The organism is Rhizobium jaguaris, assembly GCF_003627755.1.
In the GTDB taxonomy this organism is placed as follows: domain Bacteria; phylum Pseudomonadota; class Alphaproteobacteria; order Rhizobiales; family Rhizobiaceae; genus Rhizobium; species Rhizobium jaguaris.
The window spans coordinates 474,216-492,911 of the sequence record NZ_CP032695.1 but is presented as its reverse complement, the minus strand read 5'-3'; the positions used below and the strand labels follow the sequence as shown (position 1 = coordinate 492,911).

Genomic DNA, 18,696 nt, shown 5'->3' with positions numbered 1-18,696 from the left:
AGGCAGTCCCCCAGAACGCTCTCAAGGGTCACCCAAACCACATGAGAGGCAGACCGCAAATCACCACTCGAAGTCCATTTCTATCCAAAAAGCGTATTCCATATCCGTTTTGCGAGTATTAATTCGCAAATCCGGATCACCTGGTTATGCTTTAAGTAATTATTATCAATGAAACACCAAAATAAACGTAATTTTGAAGACAACAATCTAAGATAGAGCTTTCAAGCAAAGCACAACTTCGCAAACTACAGTATATATACTTATAGAGATTTCTTGATGCTCTCCTAGCGATTTCTGTTGCCAAAGTTTTACAGGCCCACACCCGCGCTTCAGGTGATGCGCGAGGGGGCAAACTTTTACGGTGAAAGCGCCGCATGACGAAGAAAATCCGCAGACAGCCGTTCAGCAAATTATACGAAATTTCCCGGCGACTGATCGTCGATAGATCGGGAAATTTTGGCGGGATCACGGTCTTGCTTGCCGTTCCTCTCGTGGCAACGGCCGGTCTGGCACTGGATGTTACAAATGCGCTGTTGGTCAGGACAGAGCTTTACAACGCAGCCGATGCCGCAGCGATCGGAGCAGTCGCAAATTCCTCGCCCGCGGTTGCCGCGGCTATGGCCATGTCCGGTGACGGGACCGTTACCGTTGGTCAGGATGACGCGCGAAAACTGTTCTTCGGCCAGGCATCCGCGGACCTTCGAACCATGCCGGTCAACGTCAACGTCGCGGTAACGAAAGCCGCGAACGTGGTTACGTCCAAGGTGACTTTCAACGCCACGGTACCGACCTCGCTTCTGCAAATTTTGGGGAAGACGTCCATACCGGTCGCCGGCTCCGCCACCGCGCAGTACCAGACGGCAAATTTCATCGATTTTTATATGCTTCTCGACAATTCGCCTTCCATGGGGGTCGGAGCCACTTCGACCGACATCACGACCATGGAAAACAATACGAGCGATAGCTGCGCGTTTGCATGCCACAATCTGGATACGACGAACAACTACTACAACTTGGCAAAGAAGCTCGGCGTAAACATGCGCATCGACGTCGTGCGTCAGGCCACCCAGAAGCTGACAGAAACTGCCACCACCAACCGCTCGAGTCCCGACCAATATCGCATGGCCGTTTACACCTTTGGAAGCCAGGCCGAAAAGGCAGGGCTAACAACGGTATCCGATCTATCGGCCGACATGACGCAAGTGAGAAATTCCACCAGTTCGGTGGACCTGATGACCACTCCCTACCAAAATTACTTTAACGACCAGCTGACGAGCTTCGACACGATGCTGTCGCAACTGAAGACGGTGATGGGCACGGGCGGCGGCGGCACGACCAATACCGATCGCTCAAAAGTGCTTTTCTTCGTGACCGATGGGGTTGGCGACAGCCACAAGCCAAGCACGTGCACGGAGACAACGACAAGCGGCGGCCGCTGCCAAGAACCGATCGACACATCTTTCTGCCAACCCCTGAAGAACCAAAACATAAAGATCGCCATTCTCTACACGACTTATCTGCCGCTGCCGAAAAACGGCTGGTACAATATGTGGATAGCGCCATTTCAGTCGCAGATTTCCACGCGTCTCCAAAGCTGCGCCTCTCCCGGCCTATATTTTGAGGTAAGTCCGACGCAGGGTATTGTCGATGCGATGAATGCGCTGTTTCTCAAGGTCATTCGCTCGCCACGGCTCACGGGCTAAGCGTCGCAAGGGGTGCCGGCGCTAGGCCTCTTGCTTGCGAATATCTGCATGCGTGCGATGGAGGTGTCAAAGATGGCAGCCGACACCTTACCGTCACGGCTGCCTCGCTTCAGAGCGACGCCGTGATGCCGCCGTCGACATAGAGCACATGCCCGTTGACGAAAGAGGATGCGTCGGAAGCCAGGAAGACGCAGGCTCCGATCAGTTCTTCAACGCGTCCCCACCGCCCGGCTGGCGTGCGCTTTTCCAGCCATGCCGAGAAATCGGCATCGGCGACCAGCGCCGCGTTCAATGGCGTGTCGAAATAGCCCGGCGCGATGGCATTGCATTGCAGCCCGTATTTCGCCCAGTCCGTCGCCATGCCCTTGGTGAGATTGCCGACCGCGCCTTTGGTTGCCGTGTAGGGCGCTATCGAGGGCCGCGCCAGCGCTGTCTGAACGCTCGCGATGTTGATGATCTTGCCGGCACCGCGCTTGATCATGTGACGTGCCACAGCCTGGCCGACGTTGAAGACGCTGGATATATTGGTTCGAAGAAGCCGCTCGAACGCATCGGCAGGGAAATCTTCCAAAGGCGTGCGAAACTGCATCCCGGCGTTGTTGACCAGAATGTCGATGGCACCGGTCTCGGCTTCGAATTTATCTATGGCGTTGCGAGACGCTTGATGATCCGTCACGTCGAAGGGCAGAACGTGAACCGTGCCGTCGAGCTTAGCCGCAGCCGTGGCAAGCTTTTCGGCATCGCGCCCGTTGAGAACCAGCTCCGCACCGGCGCCCGCCAGTCCTTGCGCAAGAGCGAAACCGATGCCTTGGGACGAACCAGTCACAAGCGCGCGCCGCCCTTTGAGATCGAAGAGGTCAAGAGACACCGTTTCCTCCGTTTTCAGCTCGACAAATACCGGTATTTGCTTAGTTATCGATAACATTCGATGTCAAGGGAGGCATCCATGCAAAGGCCAGCGGTCGTCGAGATCGGGATGGGCTTCGACATGCAGATCGCCTGTTCCGAAATCGAGGCGAAAGCTCGGGCGACCGACATGGAATTCATCTCTGATCCGGCGAAACCGGCAGAGACGCCTGTTCTTTGAGGAGAAAGACATGAAGGCCATTGTCGCTCACGACGCCAAGGACTTGCGGATCGAGGACTATCCGGACGAGGAACCGGGTGCGGGAGAGGTCAAGCTCAGACTCGCCACCGGCGGAATCTGCGGCAGCGATCTTCATTACTACAACCACGGCGGCTTCGGTGCCGTCCGATTGCAGCAGCCAATGATCCTGGGCCACGAAGTCAGCGCCACGGTTGCGGCGCTCGGCCCCGGCGTTCAAGGGCTTGAGCTCGGCCAACTCGTTGCCGTTTCACCGTCCCGTCCGTGCCGGTCGTGTCGTTACTGCCAGCAGGGCTTGCACAATCAGTGCCTGAACATGCGCTTCTATGGTAGCGCCATGCCCTTCCCGCATATTCAAGGCGCATTCCGAGAAACGCTCGTCGCCGACGCCATTCAATGTGTTGCGGCAGACGGCCTGACAGCCGGCGAAGCGGCCATGGCTGAACCGCTTGCCGTTACGCTGCATGCTACGAGGCGCGCCGGCGAGTTGCTGGGCAAACGGGTCCTTGTCACCGGCTGCGGACCGATCGGCGTCTTGTCCACCCTCGCCGCTCGCCGTGCCGGCGCCGCGGAAATCGTGGCGACCGATCTGACGAATTTCACCCTTTCGGTCGCCAAGCAAGCCGGCGCCGACAGGGTCATCAATACCAAGGAAGAGCCGGAGGCGCTCGCCGCCTATTCGGCCGACAAAGGAACTTTCGATATTCTCTATGAATGCTCGGGTGCCGTCGCGGCGCTTACCAGCGGGATCGGCGCGCTCAGGCCACGCGGCACCATCGTGCAACTGGGTATCGGGGGCGACATGACGCTGCCGATGCTTGCGATCACCGCGAAGGAACTGGACCTGCGCGGCTCGTTCCGTTTCCACGAGGAATTCGGCACCGCTGTCGAATTGATGCGCAAGCGCCTGATCGATGTCAGGCTGTTGATCACCCATTCCGTGCCGCTTGCCGACGCGATCGGCGCTTTCGAGATCGCTTCGGACCGCAGCCGGGCCATGAAGGCACAAATCGTCTTCTCCTGAGGCAGGGTTCATCTGCCTTACGAGTCAGAAAAACCAAACGGTGCCTCAGTGCGACGATAGTCGTCCGGCAGGATTTGGCGGCCAATGGGCGGCTCGGAGCGCGAAGTGCACGTCGTGCGCTGGCAGAGCCGGCAGGCGATTCCGATAGGCGTGGGTGCGCCAGCCTGGGGATGATTGCGGCCGTAAATCAGGCGTTCGGCGTGATGCGCTTCGCAAACGAGGGCGACGGCACGCTCAACGCGCGGCGCCCCAAAGGCACCCCCGCCGGAACTGACAGTGCGTGCAATCGAGAAGAAGCGCTGGCCGTCCGGCAATTCCAGCCATTGGGTTACGACCTTGCGAGGCGTCGCGAAAACCTGATGGACGCTCCAGAGGGGGCAGCCGCCCCCGTGGCGGGCAAACGGGAAGTTGCCGCTGTTGAGCCTCTTGGAAACATTGCCGGCGACATCCACGCGGATAAAAAAGAACGGAATTCGCTCATGCCCCGGCTTCTGGAGCGTCGTCAGCCTATGGGCAGTCTGCTCGAAGCTCGTGCCGAACTGACGCGACAGCGCCTCGATGTCATAGCGGCGCGTCTCGACCGCCTTCGCAAAAGCCGCATAGGGCATGATGATGGCGGCGCCACAATAGGCCGCAAGGGCCCGATGCGCGAGCCTGCGCGCGCTCTCGGTTTCGAAATTGCCCTCCTGCGTGGCAGTTCCGATCTCCTGGTCGAATTCGAGATAGGCGAGCTGTTGCGCAAGCTGAAAATTCTGGCTTGCGGCATCCAGCGTCTCATCGAGCAATAGGTCCTTTCGATGCCAGTCCAACCGCCTGAGAGAGCCGGCCATCACCTCTGACGGCAATCGCCTTACTCGAAGCTGATGACGCTGCTTGAAATAGTCCGGAAGCCCTCCGGCCTCCGCGATCTTCGTCGACAGCTTTTCCGCGGCGACATCCAAGATTGGAAAACAATTGTGCCGCGCCGACAGGAAGTTGCGCACGGCGGCGACCGGGTCTCCCGAAGCCCCGACACCCTCGCGAAAACCTTCCTGCCTTCGATCGGCGAGAGCGAACTGCTCCTCCTTGTAAGCGGTGTAGAGGCGCAGCATGGCTTCGGCAACGCCAGGAAAACTATGCACGACATCGCCAATTTCCAAGGGCACCAGGTCAATATCCGCAAAGATCGGATCACGCATGACTGTTTGAAGTCGCGCGATCAGGTCAGGCCCCGTCTGTTCCGCGAAATCGGAGAAATCGACTTTGTAAGCTTTTGCCAAGCGCAGCAGTGTTTCCGCCGTCACCGGCCGCTGATTGCGCTCCATCAGGGCGATGTACGAAGGGGAAATCTCGAGGTCCGCCGCCATATCGGCCTGCGTGAGTCCGAGATCGCGGCGTAGCCGCCGCAGACGTGGTCCGAGGTAAACGCCGTGCTTGTCCATGTCCAATATTACAACATTACAAAGCCAGCTTGTAAAGTTTGACAACATGACACCGCGATGCCTTCCCTCGCGAACCGATTGGCTTACGCTCTCTTCGCAGTCGCAGCATCATGACCTGTGGAGGAACAATGTCTTATCAGACCTTAGTCGAAGACGCCGACAAGCTCATTCAAACAAACGAAATGTGGACGGGCATTACCCCCGAGGCCGTCGCCCGTATGCGCCTGCAGAACCGTTTTCGCACTGGCTTGGATATTGCCAGGGATACTTCAGCGATCATGCGGCGGGATATGGCCGCCTATGATCAGGATCCAAGCAAATATACGCAGTCGCTCGGTTGCTGGCATGGCTTTGTCGGGCAGCAGAAGGTTATTTCGCTGAAGAAGCATTTCGGTTCCACCGAGCGGCGCTATCTCTACCTCTCGGGTTGGATGATTGCAGCTCTCCGCTCGGACTTCGGGCCGCTTCCCGATCAGTCGATGCATGAAAAAACCAGTGTTCCGGCTCTGATCGAGGAACTTTACACCTTCCTTCGCCAGGCCGACGCACGTGAGCTCGGCATGTTGTTCCGGGATATCGACCGGGCTCGCGAAACGGGCGACAGCGTTCGTCATCGTCAGTTGCAACAGGCGGTCGACAACTATCAGACGCATGTTATTCCGATCATAGCCGACATTGACGCCGGCTTCGGGAACGCTGAGGCGACCTATCTGCTCGCAAAAAAGATGATCGAGGCAGGCGCTTGTGCTCTGCAGATCGAAAACCAGGTCTCCGATGAAAAGCAGTGCGGCCATCAAGACGGTAAGGTCACGGTTCCGCATGAAGACTTCGTCGCCAAGATCCGCGCTTGTCGTTATGCATTTCTCGAACTCGGCATTGACGACGGCATCATCGTCGCGCGCACCGACTCCCTTGGTGCCGGTTTGACGAAACAGATCGCTTTCAGCGCCCGGGAAGGCGATATCGGCGATCAGTACAATTCATTCCTGGATTGCGAGGAAATCGCCGATAGTCAGCACCAGAACGGCGAAGTTCTGATCACAAGAGGCTCAAAGGTTCTTCGGCCGAAGCGGTTGCGTTCGAACCTCTATCAGTTCCGCGAGGGCACGGGCAGCGACCGCTGTGTCCTGGATTGCATCACTGCCCTACAGAATGGCGCCGACCTTTTGTGGATCGAAACGGAAAAGCCCCATATCGAGCAGATTGCCGGCATGGTCGACCGCGTTCGCCAGGTTATCCCGAATGCCAAGCTTGTTTACAACAACTCTCCTTCGTTCAACTGGACACTGAACTTCCGCCAGCAGGTGTTCGATGCCTGGAAGCACGACGGCAAGGACGTTTCCGGCTACGATCGGTCGAAGCTCATGAGCGAAGAGTATGATGGCACACGACTGGCGATAGAGGCGGATGAGAACATCCGGACATTCCAGCGCGACGCCTCGTTGCGTGCCGGTATCTTCCACCATCTTATCACCTTGCCGACCTATCACACCGCGGCTCTTTCGACCGACAATCTCGCCAAGGACTATTTTGGCGACCAGGGCATGCTCGGTTACGTCGCCAACGTCCAGCGCAAGGAGATTCGTCAGGGTATCGCTTGTGTAAGGCACCAGAATATGGCCGGCTCCGATATCGGAGATGACCACAAGGAATATTTCTCCGGCGAGGCCGCACTGAAAGCGGGCGGCAAACACAACACGATGAATCAGTTCGCCGCATAAGAAGCGGCCACACACTACAAGCACATGGGCGGGCGATAGCGTCCCGCTCACCTCTAAGATGGGAGAAAAAAATGTCCGAATATCATGAGGCAACAGTGCCCAACCAGCCGCAGCGATCGCGTGCCGTTTTTTCGCAGGAAGATTTTGAGCTCATACGGGTGGCGATCGCACACTATCTGCAAGAGGTCGAAGGCAAGCGTGAAGCAGTCAAATATTCGAACCTCTATCACCGCCTTGGTCGGATCGGCTGAGCAACAGTTCGACCTTTACGTCAGTTGGCAGCGGATGTGTTGTAGCGAGGCGTAGCAAAACGGTGGTGATGCCGCGCGGCGGTCGACAGAGATTGACATCGACCGACCGGCGCCTTGTCATTGCCGATCAAGCGTAAGTTGCTCTTTACCCAAATAATCGCCTGTCCCAATAAACCGGGTGATGCAGGCTGGCAGAGATAGCCCGGAATTCGGGGTGAGCCGGATTGATGATAACATTGTTGTCGAGACGCGCTATCACACTGGGCACGATCAAGATCGCGCTTCGTTTCTCCAGGCACCATTGCTCGCCGAATCTCTTGCTGACCGTCGCGGGCATGACATCCCAACCTGGAAGCGCCGGTTGGGAAAAGACCTCATAGGTCAATCCCCGTGGAATCGTGATTTCCACATAGTGCTGGTTCGGAGGCAGCTGGCCACTGCCATGGACCAGCTTCTCCAGCAGGGCGGTCGAATAATGTTCGCTGCTGTAAATGACTGGACTTCCCGGTGTGTTCCATCGTCCCGGCGCGATAGTCGAACCTGTAGCATCGAAGATCGGAAATGTTCCTGTCGGATCACCGATCCTGAAGGACGAAAGCGTGCGATCAAGAATCTGAGCCGTCACGCAGCGCTGCCGTATTTGAGGCTGGCAAGAATATCGAGCACCAATTCCGCACCGATCTCATTCTGGATAACCACATCAATCGGCCTTCTGTCCTCGAGCATCGGATGAGCGCGAAACAGAAAATCTCGTGCAGCATCAGCCGTCTGCCAGACATCAACGGCGAGATTCCAGACGCGCGCCACCCGCGCGACCCGCATTCCTTCATCCGACGACAGGCGATGCGAACTCTTACGCCGCTCATAGGTCGCTTTCGGAACAAAGCGGTATTTGAACTGGCTATCATTCGGCGCAAGCAGGTTCGACACATGCTCCAAGGCAGAGATAGGCAACCCGCCCTCTATTCGAGACATTAGCCCGAACGGCGAACGAGCTGATGTCTCCTTGGCAGGCAGGCCAAGCACATCGGCAACATTTTCGAACGCCAGCATCTTCATCTCCTTCGGTCCACTTGAGGCTAAATATAGTCTCATCCAAGACTATCCGCAAGTGAGAGACCATGAGGCCTGCTTTTGTCGCGCGGCGAGGGACCCTGGTTTGCTGCCCAGCACACTGAATTTGTTCAGAAAAGCGGGCGCACTGCGGTGGCCGACAGGTACTCACAACGAATAATGGGCGATTCTGCTTCCCGAGGAGTATATTCAGACGCCATGTAACTCGACAAGGATAGCCATCTCGCCGCGTGGGAGCAGCGCAAGCTCTTCTGCGCGGAACTGCGCATCGCGTTCCGGCCGCTACGCCAGGAGATTTGAAGCCCACATCTACGGCGGCTTGCCGCCTCGTTCTCCTTCCTGGACCCGGACATCCGAACCCGGCCGCCGCACATGACCTCATAAAGGCAACCAACCTGAGGAGCTAAAAATGAGCAATACTCAAGTGCACAGCGAAGCAGCAATTGAAATACCGAGGCCGCAGGCAGTCGATACGAAACTGGAGGTCATCGTGATCCCCGTCTCGGACGTCGATCGCGCCAAGCGCTTTTACGCTGACATGGGCTGGAGGCTCGACGCCGACTTCGGCGAGGGTGACGACTACCGCGTGATCCAGTTCACGCCGCCGGGTTCCGGATGCTCGGTCATATTCGGCAAGAACGTCACCGCGGCCGCACCCGGCTCCGCCCAGGGATTGTACCTGATCGTCTCCGATATAAAGGCTGCTCGTGACGAGTTGCTTAGTCGCGACATTGCGGTCAGCGAGGTGTTTCATCCCACCGACGGCGTGTATACGGGCGCGGACGAACCCTACCTCTTTGGACGGCGTCGCGTCAGCGGCCCCGATTCCGAGCAACGCAGCTATCGCTCGTTCGCCTCGTTCAGCGATCCGGACGGCAATGGCTGGCTATTCCAGGAGATCACCACGCGATTGCCCGGACGCGTAGATGCGAACGAAACCACATTCACCTCGGCCGGCGACCTCGCAAGCGCGCTCCGCCGCGCGGCGGCCGCGCATGGTGAGCACGAAAAGCGGAACGGTGGTCAATACGATGAGAACTGGCCGGACTGGTACGCCAAGTACATGGTCCGGGAACAAGCCGGCGAGCCGTTGCCCTCATAGGTAACGAATACGGCATCACATTGAACTTGGCCTGATCAAGGCCGCGAGCAAATGATCGGCGTTGCATTGCGCGACGCCGATCATCATAGACTTGCACCGGAAGGCGTTTATTTCGGCCGACGAATGGCCCGGATCTTGCCGCTGTTTCCGCCGCCGCAAAAAAACTGATCTCCACCATCGGACTCAAGCCCGGATACGAAGAAGCCGGCCGGCATGGTGACACGCTCCAAGATCTTTTCCGTTTCGGGATCCACCCGCCGCACATCACTCTCCTCGCCGTCCCAGCTGGCGTGCCAGAGTTCGCCGTCGACCCAGGTGACGCCGGTGACAAAGCGGCTGGATTCGATGGTGCGAAGAATCGTCCCCGTTTCGGGATCGATCTGATGGATCTTGCGGGCCTGATACTGCCCCACCCAGAGCGTTCCCTCAGCCCAGGCCAATCCGGAGTCGCCGCCGTTACCCGGGGCCGGGATCATCGAGAGCACCTCGCCGGTCTTCGGATCGATCTTCTGGATGCGATCCTCGGCGATCTGGAAGAGATACCGGCCGTCGAAGGCCGTTCCGGCATGTGAAGCGACATCGATCGAGTCCACGACCTCGCCGGTTGTCGGGTCCAAAGCGCTGAGCTTGTCTCCGGACGCGAACCAGACATGCTCGCCGTCATAGGTGATGCCGTTCACACGACTGCCCGCCGGAAAGGGCCCATACTCACGAAGAATTTCGGCTTTAGACTGTTTCATCGGTTCATCCTAATCGCTGTGAAACGAACCGTAGAGTAACAAAATTGACGGGAATCGACTCAGGGGAACGCCCTATTTCAAGTCGTCGGCATCTTGTCGAATTTCGGCAGTGCTGGATCGAGATGATCCCAGGCATGCCCGGCTGCGGTCCAGGACACCAGTTGCGGCTTATAGCGGCTTGGGTCGTCGAGGCTTGCCGGCGTGACGATGAACACATCCGGCATGTCGGGAAATGTCATGTAGACGGAAGAACCGCATGTTGGGCAGAAGCCACGCCGCTTCACGGTTCCGCCGTCACCGACGGTCTGCCAGTGCGATGCTTCTCCCTCGACCTTTACCTCCGACGCAACAAAAGTCAGGTGCGATTGATGTCCGGTGCCGCTGTCGCGCTGACATTGCCGACACTGGCAGTCAACCATGACGGCCGGCTCGCCCGCAATCTCATAATGAATCGCGCCGCAGGCGCAGCCACCTGTATACAGATTGTTCATATCGTTCTCCTGTTGCTTCAATGCTTTTGCGAAGACGCCTCTTCGGCGATCACTATGTCGAGGTTCTTGACCACCTTTTTCCAGCCTTCGCCCATATTGCGGTAGGCGATGTCGTTCTTCGGAAGCACGAAGCCGGAATGGACGAGGCGCAGGCGCGTGCCTGCCTCGGTCTTGGAGAGAGTGAAGGTGACCACCGTCTCCAGTTTTGAGCCATAGCCGTCATTGCTCTCATGGCCGCCCTTCCACGCATAGGCTAGCCGCTCATTCGGCACGACCTCCAGCACCTCGCAGTGAATGGTACCGTCCCATTCGCCTGCCGGCGTGGTTTGATAGGTAAAACGGCAGCCAGCCACAGGCTCGAAGCCCTTCGGTGCCATCAACCAACGGCCGATCAGCTCGCCGCTGGTCAAGACTCTCCAGACCACCGCCGGCGCGTGCGGGAAGACTTCTTCGGCCACGATGGCCTGCGTGTTCGGATTGACGGCTTGGTTCATGGGTCGATCTCCTTCAGGAGGGTTCTGAGATTGGTGAAGCGCTCGCGCCAGAAGACGCCATAGTGGCTCATCCAGTCCACAAGAGGCGTCAAACCTTCCGGTTCAGCGCGATAATAGACATTCCTGCCTTCGGGCCGCTCGGCGACCAGACCGGCTTGTTTCAGCGATTTGAGGTGCTGGGAGATGGCGCCCTGCGTCACGCCGCTCCCCCGGGTCAGTTCGACCACGGTTATTTCATCCGAACTTGCGATCCGTTCGTAGACCGCTCGCCGCGTCGGATCGGCAAGTGCACGCATGACATTGGTAATGGAGGCTGGTTCGATCATGAAGATACGATAGTCCGCACTAATCAATTAGTCAATACTATTTATTTTAGATAGCGATAACCGCCTACGATCTCTCGCCGCCTGTCCTGCAGCACGGCACGTACATTGCCCCGGATTGTCGGATGGTTAACGCTCTGACCAGGGCAAACCGCGCGAGAATTGTTCGATAATCCAATCGGCAAAGGCGCGTGTCTTGTTGGGAACGTGCTGCTTGGACGGATGCACGACGTAGACGCCGCCTTCGTCCGGAACCGGATAGTCGCCAAGGACGCGAACGAGGCGTCCGTCGGCGAGTTCGCGGCCAACAAGCCAATCGGTTGCGTAGAGCAATCCGTGCCCAGCAATTGCCGCAAGGACCAGTGCTTCCGCATCGTCCGAGATGAACGGACCGGCTATCGGCACCGAAAGCTGCCCCGCCCCTGGCATCATGAACTCCCAAAGGTAAGGGTTCGCCTTCCCGGAGAAAATCAGGCAATCATGTCTGGCGAGATCTTGCGGTGTCGTCGGCGGGGCATGTCGCCGAAGATAATCGGGGGATGCGACGATCATGCGCTTTCTCTCCGCCAGCTTACGGCTCACCAGTCGCGAATCCGGCAGGACGCCGAGCCGTATCGCCAGATCGAAACCTTCTCCGATCAGGTCGACGAAACGGTTTGAAAAGGCGACGTCGAGCGTCACTCCCGGATGAGTATCGAGAAACTCGACAAGCAGCGGCATCAGCCACATGCGCCCGAAGCTTCCCGGCAGGGCAAGACGCAGCCGTCCTTGCGGCTCTCCATCCGAGAAGCGCTCGGTTTCCTGGCCCGCCGCCAACAGCTCCCGCAGCAGAGGACGAATTCGCTGAAGATAGGCTTCTCCAGCTTCCGTAACGACAACCTTGCGCGTGGAACGCTCCAGAAGCCGAACCCCGAGACTCTGCTCCAGGTTCTGGATGCGTCGCGAAACAACGGTCGCATCGCGGTTCACGCGATGGCAGGCCGCACTGAAGGATCCCTCCTCGGCAACGGCGATAAAGGCCATCAAAGCGTCGATATCCGGTAGCTGGTTCAATTGCTGCATAAATTGCAGTTATAAACTGCGATAGCGCGTTATTCAATGATCTGGACGCAGGGATCATAGTCGCAGGCATTGGAGTTCGCGAAAGGAAAACTGATGCACGCGATTTCACTAACCGGACCTTCCCTGGATCATCTCGCGAGAGTTGAGGTCCCCGACCCCCTGCCTCCCGGTCACGGGCAAATCCTTGTGCGCATGCGGGCCGCAAGTCTCAACTTCATCGATTTGGCGGTTGTCTTTGGACAATATCCCGGCATCAACTATCCGCTCATTCCCGTTGCCGACGGTGCCGGCGAAGTGATTTCCATCGGGGACGGCGTTACCGGCCTCGCGGTTGGAGACCGGGTCGCCGTGCATCCAAAGGCGATATGGTTTGCAGGACGCGGCACGATGGAAAAAGCCGCTACGACCCGCGGCGTTTCGTTGCCAGGTTCTCTGATCGAAATAGCAACCGTCGATGCAGCCTCTGCCGTCAAGCTTGCCGACCATCTCTCCTACGAAGCGGCCGCGACACTGCCGATTGCCGCGACAACGGCCTGGAACGCGCTTGTTTGCGCCGACGTCGGTCCCGGCTCGACGATCGTATTGCTGGGAACGGGTGGCGTTTCCGTTTTCGCTCTGCAACTCGCCAAGGCACGCGGCGCCCGCGTGATCGTTACCTCCTCATCCGACGTCAAACTTGCTTTGGCGCGAGAGCTTGGGGCAGACGAAACGATCAATTACAGCACATCACCGGACTGGGATGCCGAGGTCCTACGTCTGACGAATGGCCTTGGCGCCGACCTGGTGCTCGATACAGTCGGATCGGCTACATTTGGCCGATCAATTGCCGCCACTCGCTATGGCGGCGTCATCTTCACGATTGGCTTCATCACCGGCACGAGTTTGCAACTCGATCTGATGCCCGTCATCGTCAAAGCCTTGCGAATACAAGGTAACAACACCGGATCGGTCGAAGATTTCGGCAACGCGATGCGGGCAATCCATGCGGCGCGGATCGAGCCGGTGCTCGCAAACATATTCGGCCTCGGCGATATCGCCGAGACCTATCGCGCCCAATCCAGCGGTCCCATCGGCAAAGTCGCCATCCGGCTCAACTGGTAGCCTCCGCTATCTTGGTTGCTCAGCTTATCGCTGCTCGTCGCGGAAGCTGGGATCATGCGCGTCACAGCGGCGTGGTCATACTTTGTGAAGACGCCGTTTGCTGTATCCCGTTTAATTTGTGGCCTCCCTGACAACGCGCCAGTTGGGGAGACCATAGGGCTTGGGCCAAGGATAGAGCTCCTTGTCATTGAAGTAGACAATGGCCGTCAGATTCGGAAATTCGGCATATCGCTTGGCAGCGTTCGCAGCCCAGTTGCCAACATATGTGGAGTCCCCTTCATAGCCCAGCTCGGCCACCATGACGGGCTTGGCAAAGCCCTGGACCAGCCGATATTTGGGTGCCAGCAACTGAGCAAACGTCCGATCTGTACCGAAATGATCCTTGTCGAACTGTTGCAGGCCGAAGACTGACAGGCCGATGACGTCGACGACGTCATTCCCGGGATAGAATGCGGCAAGGCCGGGCTCCCCCTTGGGCGACCACATATATTTCGCCGATTTGTCATGCTTGCGGCAAACGTCTACCATTCGCCGATAGGCAGCGACGTAACTGCTGGGTTGCCAGTGCGACCAAGTGAACCGGTTTTCGGTTTCGTCCATCTCCTGCGCCCAACGGATGGTGACATCACTCTTCAGCGTGGCTGCAGTCGAGCAGACGGCAGCCATGTTGCTGTCATACCTGCCAGCCAGAATGCCTTCGAGCAGTTTCTCGGGTGTCGAACGCCAATCTGTCGACCAGGACCACGGCTCCACCGTAATCAGAAGCTTCCGTCCCCGCTTCTGCGCGTACTCATCGGCGAGCGTCAGCGTTGAAAGATCGACATCTTCCCAAGGAAGGAAAATATGCTCGATCTTTGAGTTCGGGTCGTTGGTGAAATCACCGTGAGGATCATATGCGCCGAAGGTAACGGAGTCCGGACCGATTTTCGGACGTTTGTCAGTTATCTGGTCGTTCTGAACCGCCGCGCCAGCCGGGATTCCGCGGGGTATACTTGCCGCCAAGATTGTTCCCGTCGTCGCCAAAGTTACAAATAAGGCGACTGTTACTGCCTTGGTTTTCTTGTTGCTCATTGGGTTTTCCTCCTGTCAACAAAACATTGATGTCGTTTGCCTAGTCGTTTCCGGCCTCAGATCGGATCCGATGGCTCGTCTTGCAAAAGCCCAGTGTTCGACGTGGCGGGCAACCAATGTGGCTTGAACGTGAACCTTTGGAGCTCTTGCCTTCCAAAGCCTGCGCCAGCCACTGCGTAGGTGGTTTCATAAAGCCTCAATTGCCCGGCACCCCACGTCAGAGACGCCAATCCTTCCGTTCCGCGTTCGACGGTGGCGAACCCCGGCGCGGCGATGAGGCAGAGGAGGCTCGCGGCCATAACCGGCCGATACGTGTTTGCTCGAATCCTCACGACATTTTCTCGGGCGTGCTGGATGACGATCGTCAGCAGCAGAAGGGTGTAGAGCACGGAATTGATAATTCCGAAGATATAGAAACCTCGCGTTTCACCAGCGTTGTTCACAAGCAGAACCGGTGCCACCGAAGCGAGTGACAGGACAGCGTAAGGCATCAAGACTCGCCACGGCAGCGGATCCACTTCAGACGCGCCTTTGGGCGTGATGCGAAAGTCGACATAGGAGTCGGTCATCCAGTCCCGGACGGCAGCGATCGTTCCAGCCACCGCCCATGGCCAGCGTGCAAAGAGGAAAAACACGGCCTCCCAGCTCAAAATCTTGGCATCGAACGGCCGGAATGAACCGCTGGCCCGCCAACGATAAGCCAGAACCGTCAGCGTGACAGAGAGCGGCGCAAAATGCGCGAGAAATTCGGGATAGCCCACGGCAGCAAAGTTCTGATGGCAGGCAAGTGCCAGAATTGGCATGACGAACATCAGGGTCATGAACAGCGCAAAAAGCGGATACCACAACTGAGCGAACACAAACTGGCACTTCAGTCTCAGGGGCAAGCGCGAAAGGTAAATCGGCGAATATCGCAGCAGCAGCATGACAAGGCTGCGTGACCACTGAAATTCCTGAGTGACGAGATCCGCAAACGTGCGGGGGCCGTCGCCATGCGCGATAGCATCAAGCGCATGCACACCACGCCAGCCATGTGCATTCATGATCAACGTCGTCGAATGGTCTTCCGCAAGCTCCGGTCCCAGCCCCCCAATTTCCTTGAGGGCGGCGGTGCGCACCGCATAGTGCGATCCGATGCAAAGAGGAGCGAGCCCGTAGTTATAGCCAGCCTGGAGCGAGCCATGCATGCTCGCCTCCGCATAAAGCCGCCCACGTGCAGACCAGCTTTCCGATGCATTGCGATCGCAGATGCTCGGCGCGGAGACATAGCCGACAGCCGGGTCGCCAAAGGGGCGCAGCATTTCGACGAGATAACCCGGCTCCGGAACATGGTCCGCATCGAGCTGCGCGACGAAATCGTAGCGGTCATAGCCGTAGTGATCGTAGAAAAAGGCGAGATTGCCCTCCTTGCAGCGCGTGCGGCGCGGCCAGGTCGTACGGTGATAATCCGGCCTGTTCTTGCGCGTTGAAACGAAGACGCCGCGCTGTTGGCACCAGTTCAACGTCTCCGGGCTCGGATCTTCGTCGGCAAGCCACGTGTCGTGCGGAAATGCTTGATCGAGCATGGCTTGCAAGGTCGTTGCCACGACGGAAAAAGGCTCGGACGGGGCTTTCGTTACGACCATGGCGACGCGGCTGCCGGCGGGCAGCTGCAGCGGTCCGCTGGGTTTGCGCGCGCGATGGAATATTGCAATGAAGTAGGCCGGCAGAAGTGTGACCCAAGCCAATATGGCCGTGACCAGAGCGAAGCGCCAAAAGCCGATATAATGCTCTGGCTTCAGCCACCAGGCCCAGAAATAAACAAGCATTGCCAGCCAGATTGCAGCACCGACAAGATATTCCTTGCGGTACCGGCCTTCGAGAACCGGGACCTGTGCCGGTTCAGCCGCATCCAGAGTGATTTTGTCAGCGACATCCGTCATGCCCGTGACCCCAAGCCAAAAAAGGGAGCCGCTGTGCGGATGATGGTGTCGATGTCGGAATATTCCGGCGAGAAGCCCAGCGTCTCACGCGCAAAGGTCGAATCAGCATATAGAGCCGGCGGGTCGCCGGCCCGTCTTGGATGCATTTCAACCGGTACTTCGCGACCGGTCACGCGAGCGATGGCCGTCAGGATTTCGCTTATCGACAAGCCATGACCGGTTCCGAGATTGACTGCGAAGTTCCGGCCACCGTTGACGAGGTGTTCAAGCGCCAGAACATGGGCGCGTGCCAGATCCGTCACGTGGATGTAGTCGCGGACGCAGGTTCCATCTTCCGTGTCGTAGTCGTCGCCGAAAACGCCGAGATGCGAGATCGCCCCGCTGGCCGCGAGCAACGCTCTTGGAATGAGATGCGTCTCCGGCTCATGCCATTCGCCGAGCTCGCCATCAGGATCGGCCCCGCATGCATTGAAATACCGCAGCGCAACATATTTCAGATCATAGGCTGTCGCATAATCCCGCAGGACCTGCTCGGCAATGAGCTTCGTCCTGCCGTAGGGATTGATCGGCTGCTGCGCCGTTGTCTCCGTTATCGGGAGAAACTGCGGCGTGCCATAGGTCGCGCAGCTTGACGAGAATATGATCTTGTCGATTTCGGCATGACGGCAGGCGTCCAACAGGGACAGCGTGCCGATGACATTGTTCCGGTAATATTTCGCGGGGTCCTCGACGGATTCTCCGACATAGGCCGATGCAGCAAAATGCACGACCGCATCCGGCTTGTATTGCATGAGGGTCCGTGTCAAGGCGCTTGTGTCAAGGATGTCGCCGTGCACGAATGGTCCCCAGCGCACTGAAGAGCGATGTCCCGTGACCAGATTGTCAAAGACAATCGGCTCAATATCGTTTGAGTGAAGGAGCTTTGCCGTGTGGCTGCCGATATATCCGGCGCCACCGGCTACCAGAACTTTTCGTTGCGACATCACGCGGTCCCCACCCATTCATGTGCTTCTACGGTGAGGAGGCGATCGAAATAGCAGATCGTCCTTTCCAGGCCGGTGGACAGCGGCACCAGCGGTTGCCAGCCCAGTTTGCTCTGTGCGAGGGATATGTCGGGACGGCGCTGCTGCGGATCATCTGTCGGCAGCGGCTTACGGATCATTTTCGAGCGCGAGCCGGTCAGTTTGATCACCTGCTCGGCGAGTTCCAGAATGGTGAATTCACCCGGATTCCCAAGATTAACAGGTCCGGTGAACGACGGCTCGGTCGCCATCAGCTGCTGAAAGCCCTCGATGAGATCATCGACGAAGCAGAACGAGCGCGTCTGTGAGCCGTCGCCGTAGATCGTTATGTCCTGACCCTTCAGCGCTTGAACGATGAAGTTGGATACAACACGGCCGTCATCGGGACGCATGTTGGGGCCATATGTATTGAAAATTCGCGCGACCTTGATCTCGACATCGTGTCTCTGATGAAAATCAAAGAATAGCGTTTCGGCGCTGCGCTTGCCCTCGTCGTAGCAGGACCGAGGGCCAAACGGGTTCACGTTTCCCCAATAACTTTCAACTTGAGGATGTACCAGAGGGTCGCCATATACTTCCGACGTGGAGGCCTGGAAGATGCGGGCACCGGTGCATGCAGCAAGTTCCAGCAAATTGAGTGCACCGAAAACGGACGTCTTCATCGTATGCACCGGATCAGCCTGATAGTGAGGAGGCGATGCCGGGCAGGCAAGGTTGTAGATCTCATCGACTTCGATGTCGATCGGATCCACGACGTCATGCCTTATGACACTGAAGCGCTTGAAGTCCCGCAGATGGCTGATATTGCGTTCCAGTCCCGTTGAAAAATTGTCAACGCAGATGACCGTGTGGCCCAATTTGAGGAGGCGCTCGCAAAGATGCGATCCAAGAAAACCAGCACCACCGGCGACCAGAATATGTCGAGCCTGCTGTTTCGAGCGGAGAACACGTATCTCGCTAATGAGCGAGTCAGTATTAATGCGGTTGGTTATCGGACGCATGACTTTCATCGATCTAATCCCAAAGTCTGCCTATTCTTTGTCGATTGGAGGCACACTTGTGATGTGCC

At 57.7% G+C, this 18,696-nt stretch carries 20 protein-coding genes; 7 read left to right on the top strand and 13 right to left on the bottom strand.

Annotated elements, in window-relative coordinates; translation table 11 throughout:
• The first annotated feature begins 374 nt into the window (after positions 1-374).
• Complete coding sequence (locus tag CCGE525_RS24415; protein WP_120706938.1) at positions 375-1,703, top strand: pilus assembly protein TadG-related protein; 1,329 nt, start codon at positions 375-377, stop codon at positions 1,701-1,703.
• Positions 1,704-1,812: 109 nt separating this feature from the next.
• Here the strand turns inward: CCGE525_RS24415 and CCGE525_RS24410 are convergent, their stop codons facing one another.
• Positions 1,813-2,571: an SDR family oxidoreductase gene (locus tag CCGE525_RS24410; protein WP_120706937.1), complete on the bottom strand. Its 759-nt coding sequence runs from the start codon at positions 2,569-2,571 to the stop codon at positions 1,813-1,815.
• A gap of 78 nt (positions 2,572-2,649) precedes the next feature.
• On the opposite strand from CCGE525_RS24410, the gene CCGE525_RS38410 reads away from it, so the two are divergent.
• A complete protein-coding gene (locus CCGE525_RS38410) occupies positions 2,650-2,790 on the top strand; it encodes a hypothetical protein (protein ID WP_162950291.1) in 141 nt (46 codons plus the stop codon).
• A 10-nt stretch (positions 2,791-2,800) separates the two neighbouring features.
• The gene (locus CCGE525_RS24405) at positions 2,801-3,832 is read left to right on the top strand and encodes an L-idonate 5-dehydrogenase (protein WP_120706936.1); all 1,032 of its coding nucleotides are present in this window, start codon (positions 2,801-2,803) and stop codon (positions 3,830-3,832) included.
• A 17-nt stretch (positions 3,833-3,849) separates the two neighbouring features.
• Here the strand turns inward: CCGE525_RS24405 and CCGE525_RS24400 are convergent, their stop codons facing one another.
• Positions 3,850-5,253, bottom strand: a complete 1,404-nt coding sequence (locus CCGE525_RS24400; RefSeq protein ID WP_120706935.1) for a helix-turn-helix domain-containing protein — start codon at positions 5,251-5,253, stop codon at positions 3,850-3,852.
• 128 nt (positions 5,254-5,381) lie between these two features.
• Between CCGE525_RS24400 and CCGE525_RS24395 the strand changes: the two genes are divergently transcribed.
• Together CCGE525_RS24395 and CCGE525_RS24390 are read left to right on the top strand one after the other, a co-directional pair.
• Positions 5,382-6,974, top strand: coding sequence for an isocitrate lyase (locus tag CCGE525_RS24395; protein ID WP_120706934.1), 1,593 nt, complete (start codon positions 5,382-5,384; stop codon positions 6,972-6,974).
• 71 nt (positions 6,975-7,045) lie between these two features.
• Complete coding sequence (locus CCGE525_RS24390; RefSeq protein ID WP_120706933.1) at positions 7,046-7,225, top strand: hypothetical protein; 180 nt, start codon at positions 7,046-7,048, stop codon at positions 7,223-7,225.
• A 145-nt stretch (positions 7,226-7,370) separates the two neighbouring features.
• Here CCGE525_RS24390 and CCGE525_RS24385 read toward each other — a convergent pair whose 3' ends face one another.
• Entirely contained in the window at positions 7,371-7,850 is a 480-nt protein-coding gene (locus CCGE525_RS24385) for an RES family NAD+ phosphorylase (protein ID WP_120706932.1), read from the bottom strand.
• A complete protein-coding gene (locus tag CCGE525_RS24380; RefSeq protein ID WP_120706931.1) occupies positions 7,847-8,278 on the bottom strand; it encodes an antitoxin Xre-like helix-turn-helix domain-containing protein in 432 nt (143 codons plus the stop codon). The genes CCGE525_RS24385 and CCGE525_RS24380 overlap by 4 nt, the downstream gene beginning before the upstream one ends.
• A gap of 430 nt (positions 8,279-8,708) precedes the next feature.
• Between CCGE525_RS24380 and CCGE525_RS24375 the strand changes: the two genes are divergently transcribed.
• Entirely contained in the window at positions 8,709-9,401 is a 693-nt protein-coding gene (locus tag CCGE525_RS24375) for a VOC family protein (protein ID WP_120706930.1), read from the top strand.
• Positions 9,402-9,508: 107 nt separating this feature from the next.
• Here CCGE525_RS24375 and CCGE525_RS24370 read toward each other — a convergent pair whose 3' ends face one another.
• The 5 genes from CCGE525_RS24370 to CCGE525_RS24350 form a co-directional block, all read right to left on the bottom strand.
• Positions 9,509-10,141 (bottom strand): Vgb family protein, encoded by a 633-nt coding sequence (locus CCGE525_RS24370; protein ID WP_120706929.1) that lies wholly within the window; start codon positions 10,139-10,141, stop codon positions 9,509-9,511.
• A 77-nt stretch (positions 10,142-10,218) separates the two neighbouring features.
• Positions 10,219-10,632, bottom strand: coding sequence for a GFA family protein (locus CCGE525_RS24365; RefSeq protein WP_120706928.1), 414 nt, complete (start codon positions 10,630-10,632; stop codon positions 10,219-10,221).
• Positions 10,633-10,649: 17 nt separating this feature from the next.
• On the bottom strand, positions 10,650-11,126 hold the full coding sequence (locus CCGE525_RS24360; RefSeq protein ID WP_120706927.1) for an SRPBCC family protein: 477 nt from the start codon (positions 11,124-11,126) through the stop codon (positions 10,650-10,652).
• Positions 11,123-11,452 carry an ArsR/SmtB family transcription factor gene (locus tag CCGE525_RS24355; protein WP_120706926.1) on the bottom strand — a complete coding sequence of 110 codons (330 nt, stop codon included), beginning with the start codon at positions 11,450-11,452 and terminating at the stop codon, positions 11,123-11,125. The genes CCGE525_RS24360 and CCGE525_RS24355 overlap by 4 nt, the downstream gene beginning before the upstream one ends.
• A gap of 126 nt (positions 11,453-11,578) precedes the next feature.
• Positions 11,579-12,472, bottom strand: coding sequence for a LysR family transcriptional regulator (locus CCGE525_RS24350; protein WP_245472279.1), 894 nt, complete (start codon positions 12,470-12,472; stop codon positions 11,579-11,581).
• A 132-nt stretch (positions 12,473-12,604) separates the two neighbouring features.
• Here CCGE525_RS24350 and CCGE525_RS24345 point away from each other — a divergent pair, with 132 nt between their 5' ends.
• Positions 12,605-13,612, top strand: a complete 1,008-nt coding sequence (locus CCGE525_RS24345) for a zinc-dependent alcohol dehydrogenase family protein (protein WP_120706924.1) — start codon at positions 12,605-12,607, stop codon at positions 13,610-13,612.
• A 111-nt stretch (positions 13,613-13,723) separates the two neighbouring features.
• Here CCGE525_RS24345 and CCGE525_RS24340 read toward each other — a convergent pair whose 3' ends face one another.
• Genes CCGE525_RS24340 through CCGE525_RS24325 form a run of 4 tightly spaced genes read right to left on the bottom strand, consistent with a single transcriptional unit; the run spans position 13,724 to position 18,637 of the window.
• Positions 13,724-14,683, bottom strand: coding sequence for a glycoside hydrolase family 26 protein (locus tag CCGE525_RS24340; protein ID WP_120706923.1), 960 nt, complete (start codon positions 14,681-14,683; stop codon positions 13,724-13,726).
• Between the two features lie 56 nt (positions 14,684-14,739).
• Positions 14,740-16,605, bottom strand: a complete 1,866-nt coding sequence (locus CCGE525_RS24335; RefSeq protein ID WP_120706922.1) for a glycosyltransferase family 2 protein — start codon at positions 16,603-16,605, stop codon at positions 14,740-14,742.
• Positions 16,602-17,588, bottom strand: coding sequence for a UDP-glucose 4-epimerase GalE (gene galE, locus CCGE525_RS24330; RefSeq protein ID WP_120706921.1), 987 nt, complete (start codon positions 17,586-17,588; stop codon positions 16,602-16,604). The genes CCGE525_RS24335 and galE overlap by 4 nt, the downstream gene beginning before the upstream one ends.
• Positions 17,588-18,637 carry a UDP-glucuronic acid decarboxylase family protein gene (locus CCGE525_RS24325; protein WP_162950290.1) on the bottom strand — a complete coding sequence of 350 codons (1,050 nt, stop codon included), beginning with the start codon at positions 18,635-18,637 and terminating at the stop codon, positions 17,588-17,590. The genes galE and CCGE525_RS24325 overlap by 1 nt, the downstream gene beginning before the upstream one ends.
• Between the last annotated feature and the right edge of the window lie 59 nt (positions 18,638-18,696).

Coding starts and splice junctions, on each gene's coding strand:
- CCGE525_RS24415 (WP_120706938.1), top strand. CDS start 375: ATGACGAAGAAAATCCGCAGACAGCCGTTCAGCAAATTATACGAAATT.
- CCGE525_RS38410 (WP_162950291.1), top strand. CDS start 2,650: ATGCAAAGGCCAGCGGTCGTCGAGATCGGGATGGGCTTCGACATGCAG.
- CCGE525_RS24405 (WP_120706936.1), top strand. CDS start 2,801: ATGAAGGCCATTGTCGCTCACGACGCCAAGGACTTGCGGATCGAGGAC.
- CCGE525_RS24400 (WP_120706935.1), bottom strand. CDS start 5,253: ATGGACAAGCACGGCGTTTACCTCGGACCACGTCTGCGGCGGCTACGC.
- CCGE525_RS24395 (WP_120706934.1), top strand. CDS start 5,382: ATGTCTTATCAGACCTTAGTCGAAGACGCCGACAAGCTCATTCAAACA.
- CCGE525_RS24390 (WP_120706933.1), top strand. CDS start 7,046: ATGTCCGAATATCATGAGGCAACAGTGCCCAACCAGCCGCAGCGATCG.
- CCGE525_RS24380 (WP_120706931.1), bottom strand. CDS start 8,278: ATGCTGGCGTTCGAAAATGTTGCCGATGTGCTTGGCCTGCCTGCCAAG.
- CCGE525_RS24375 (WP_120706930.1), top strand. CDS start 8,709: ATGAGCAATACTCAAGTGCACAGCGAAGCAGCAATTGAAATACCGAGG.
- CCGE525_RS24370 (WP_120706929.1), bottom strand. CDS start 10,141: ATGAAACAGTCTAAAGCCGAAATTCTTCGTGAGTATGGGCCCTTTCCG.
- CCGE525_RS24365 (WP_120706928.1), bottom strand. CDS start 10,632: ATGAACAATCTGTATACAGGTGGCTGCGCCTGCGGCGCGATTCATTAT.
- CCGE525_RS24360 (WP_120706927.1), bottom strand. CDS start 11,126: ATGAACCAAGCCGTCAATCCGAACACGCAGGCCATCGTGGCCGAAGAA.
- CCGE525_RS24355 (WP_120706926.1), bottom strand. CDS start 11,452: ATGATCGAACCAGCCTCCATTACCAATGTCATGCGTGCACTTGCCGAT.
- CCGE525_RS24350 (WP_245472279.1), bottom strand. CDS start 12,472: ATGGCCTTTATCGCCGTTGCCGAGGAGGGATCCTTCAGTGCGGCCTGC.
- CCGE525_RS24345 (WP_120706924.1), top strand. CDS start 12,605: ATGCACGCGATTTCACTAACCGGACCTTCCCTGGATCATCTCGCGAGA.
- CCGE525_RS24340 (WP_120706923.1), bottom strand. CDS start 14,683: ATGAGCAACAAGAAAACCAAGGCAGTAACAGTCGCCTTATTTGTAACT.
- CCGE525_RS24335 (WP_120706922.1), bottom strand. CDS start 16,605: ATGACGGATGTCGCTGACAAAATCACTCTGGATGCGGCTGAACCGGCA.
- galE (WP_120706921.1), bottom strand. CDS start 17,588: ATGTCGCAACGAAAAGTTCTGGTAGCCGGTGGCGCCGGATATATCGGC.
- CCGE525_RS24325 (WP_162950290.1), bottom strand. CDS start 18,637: ATGAAAGTCATGCGTCCGATAACCAACCGCATTAATACTGACTCGCTC.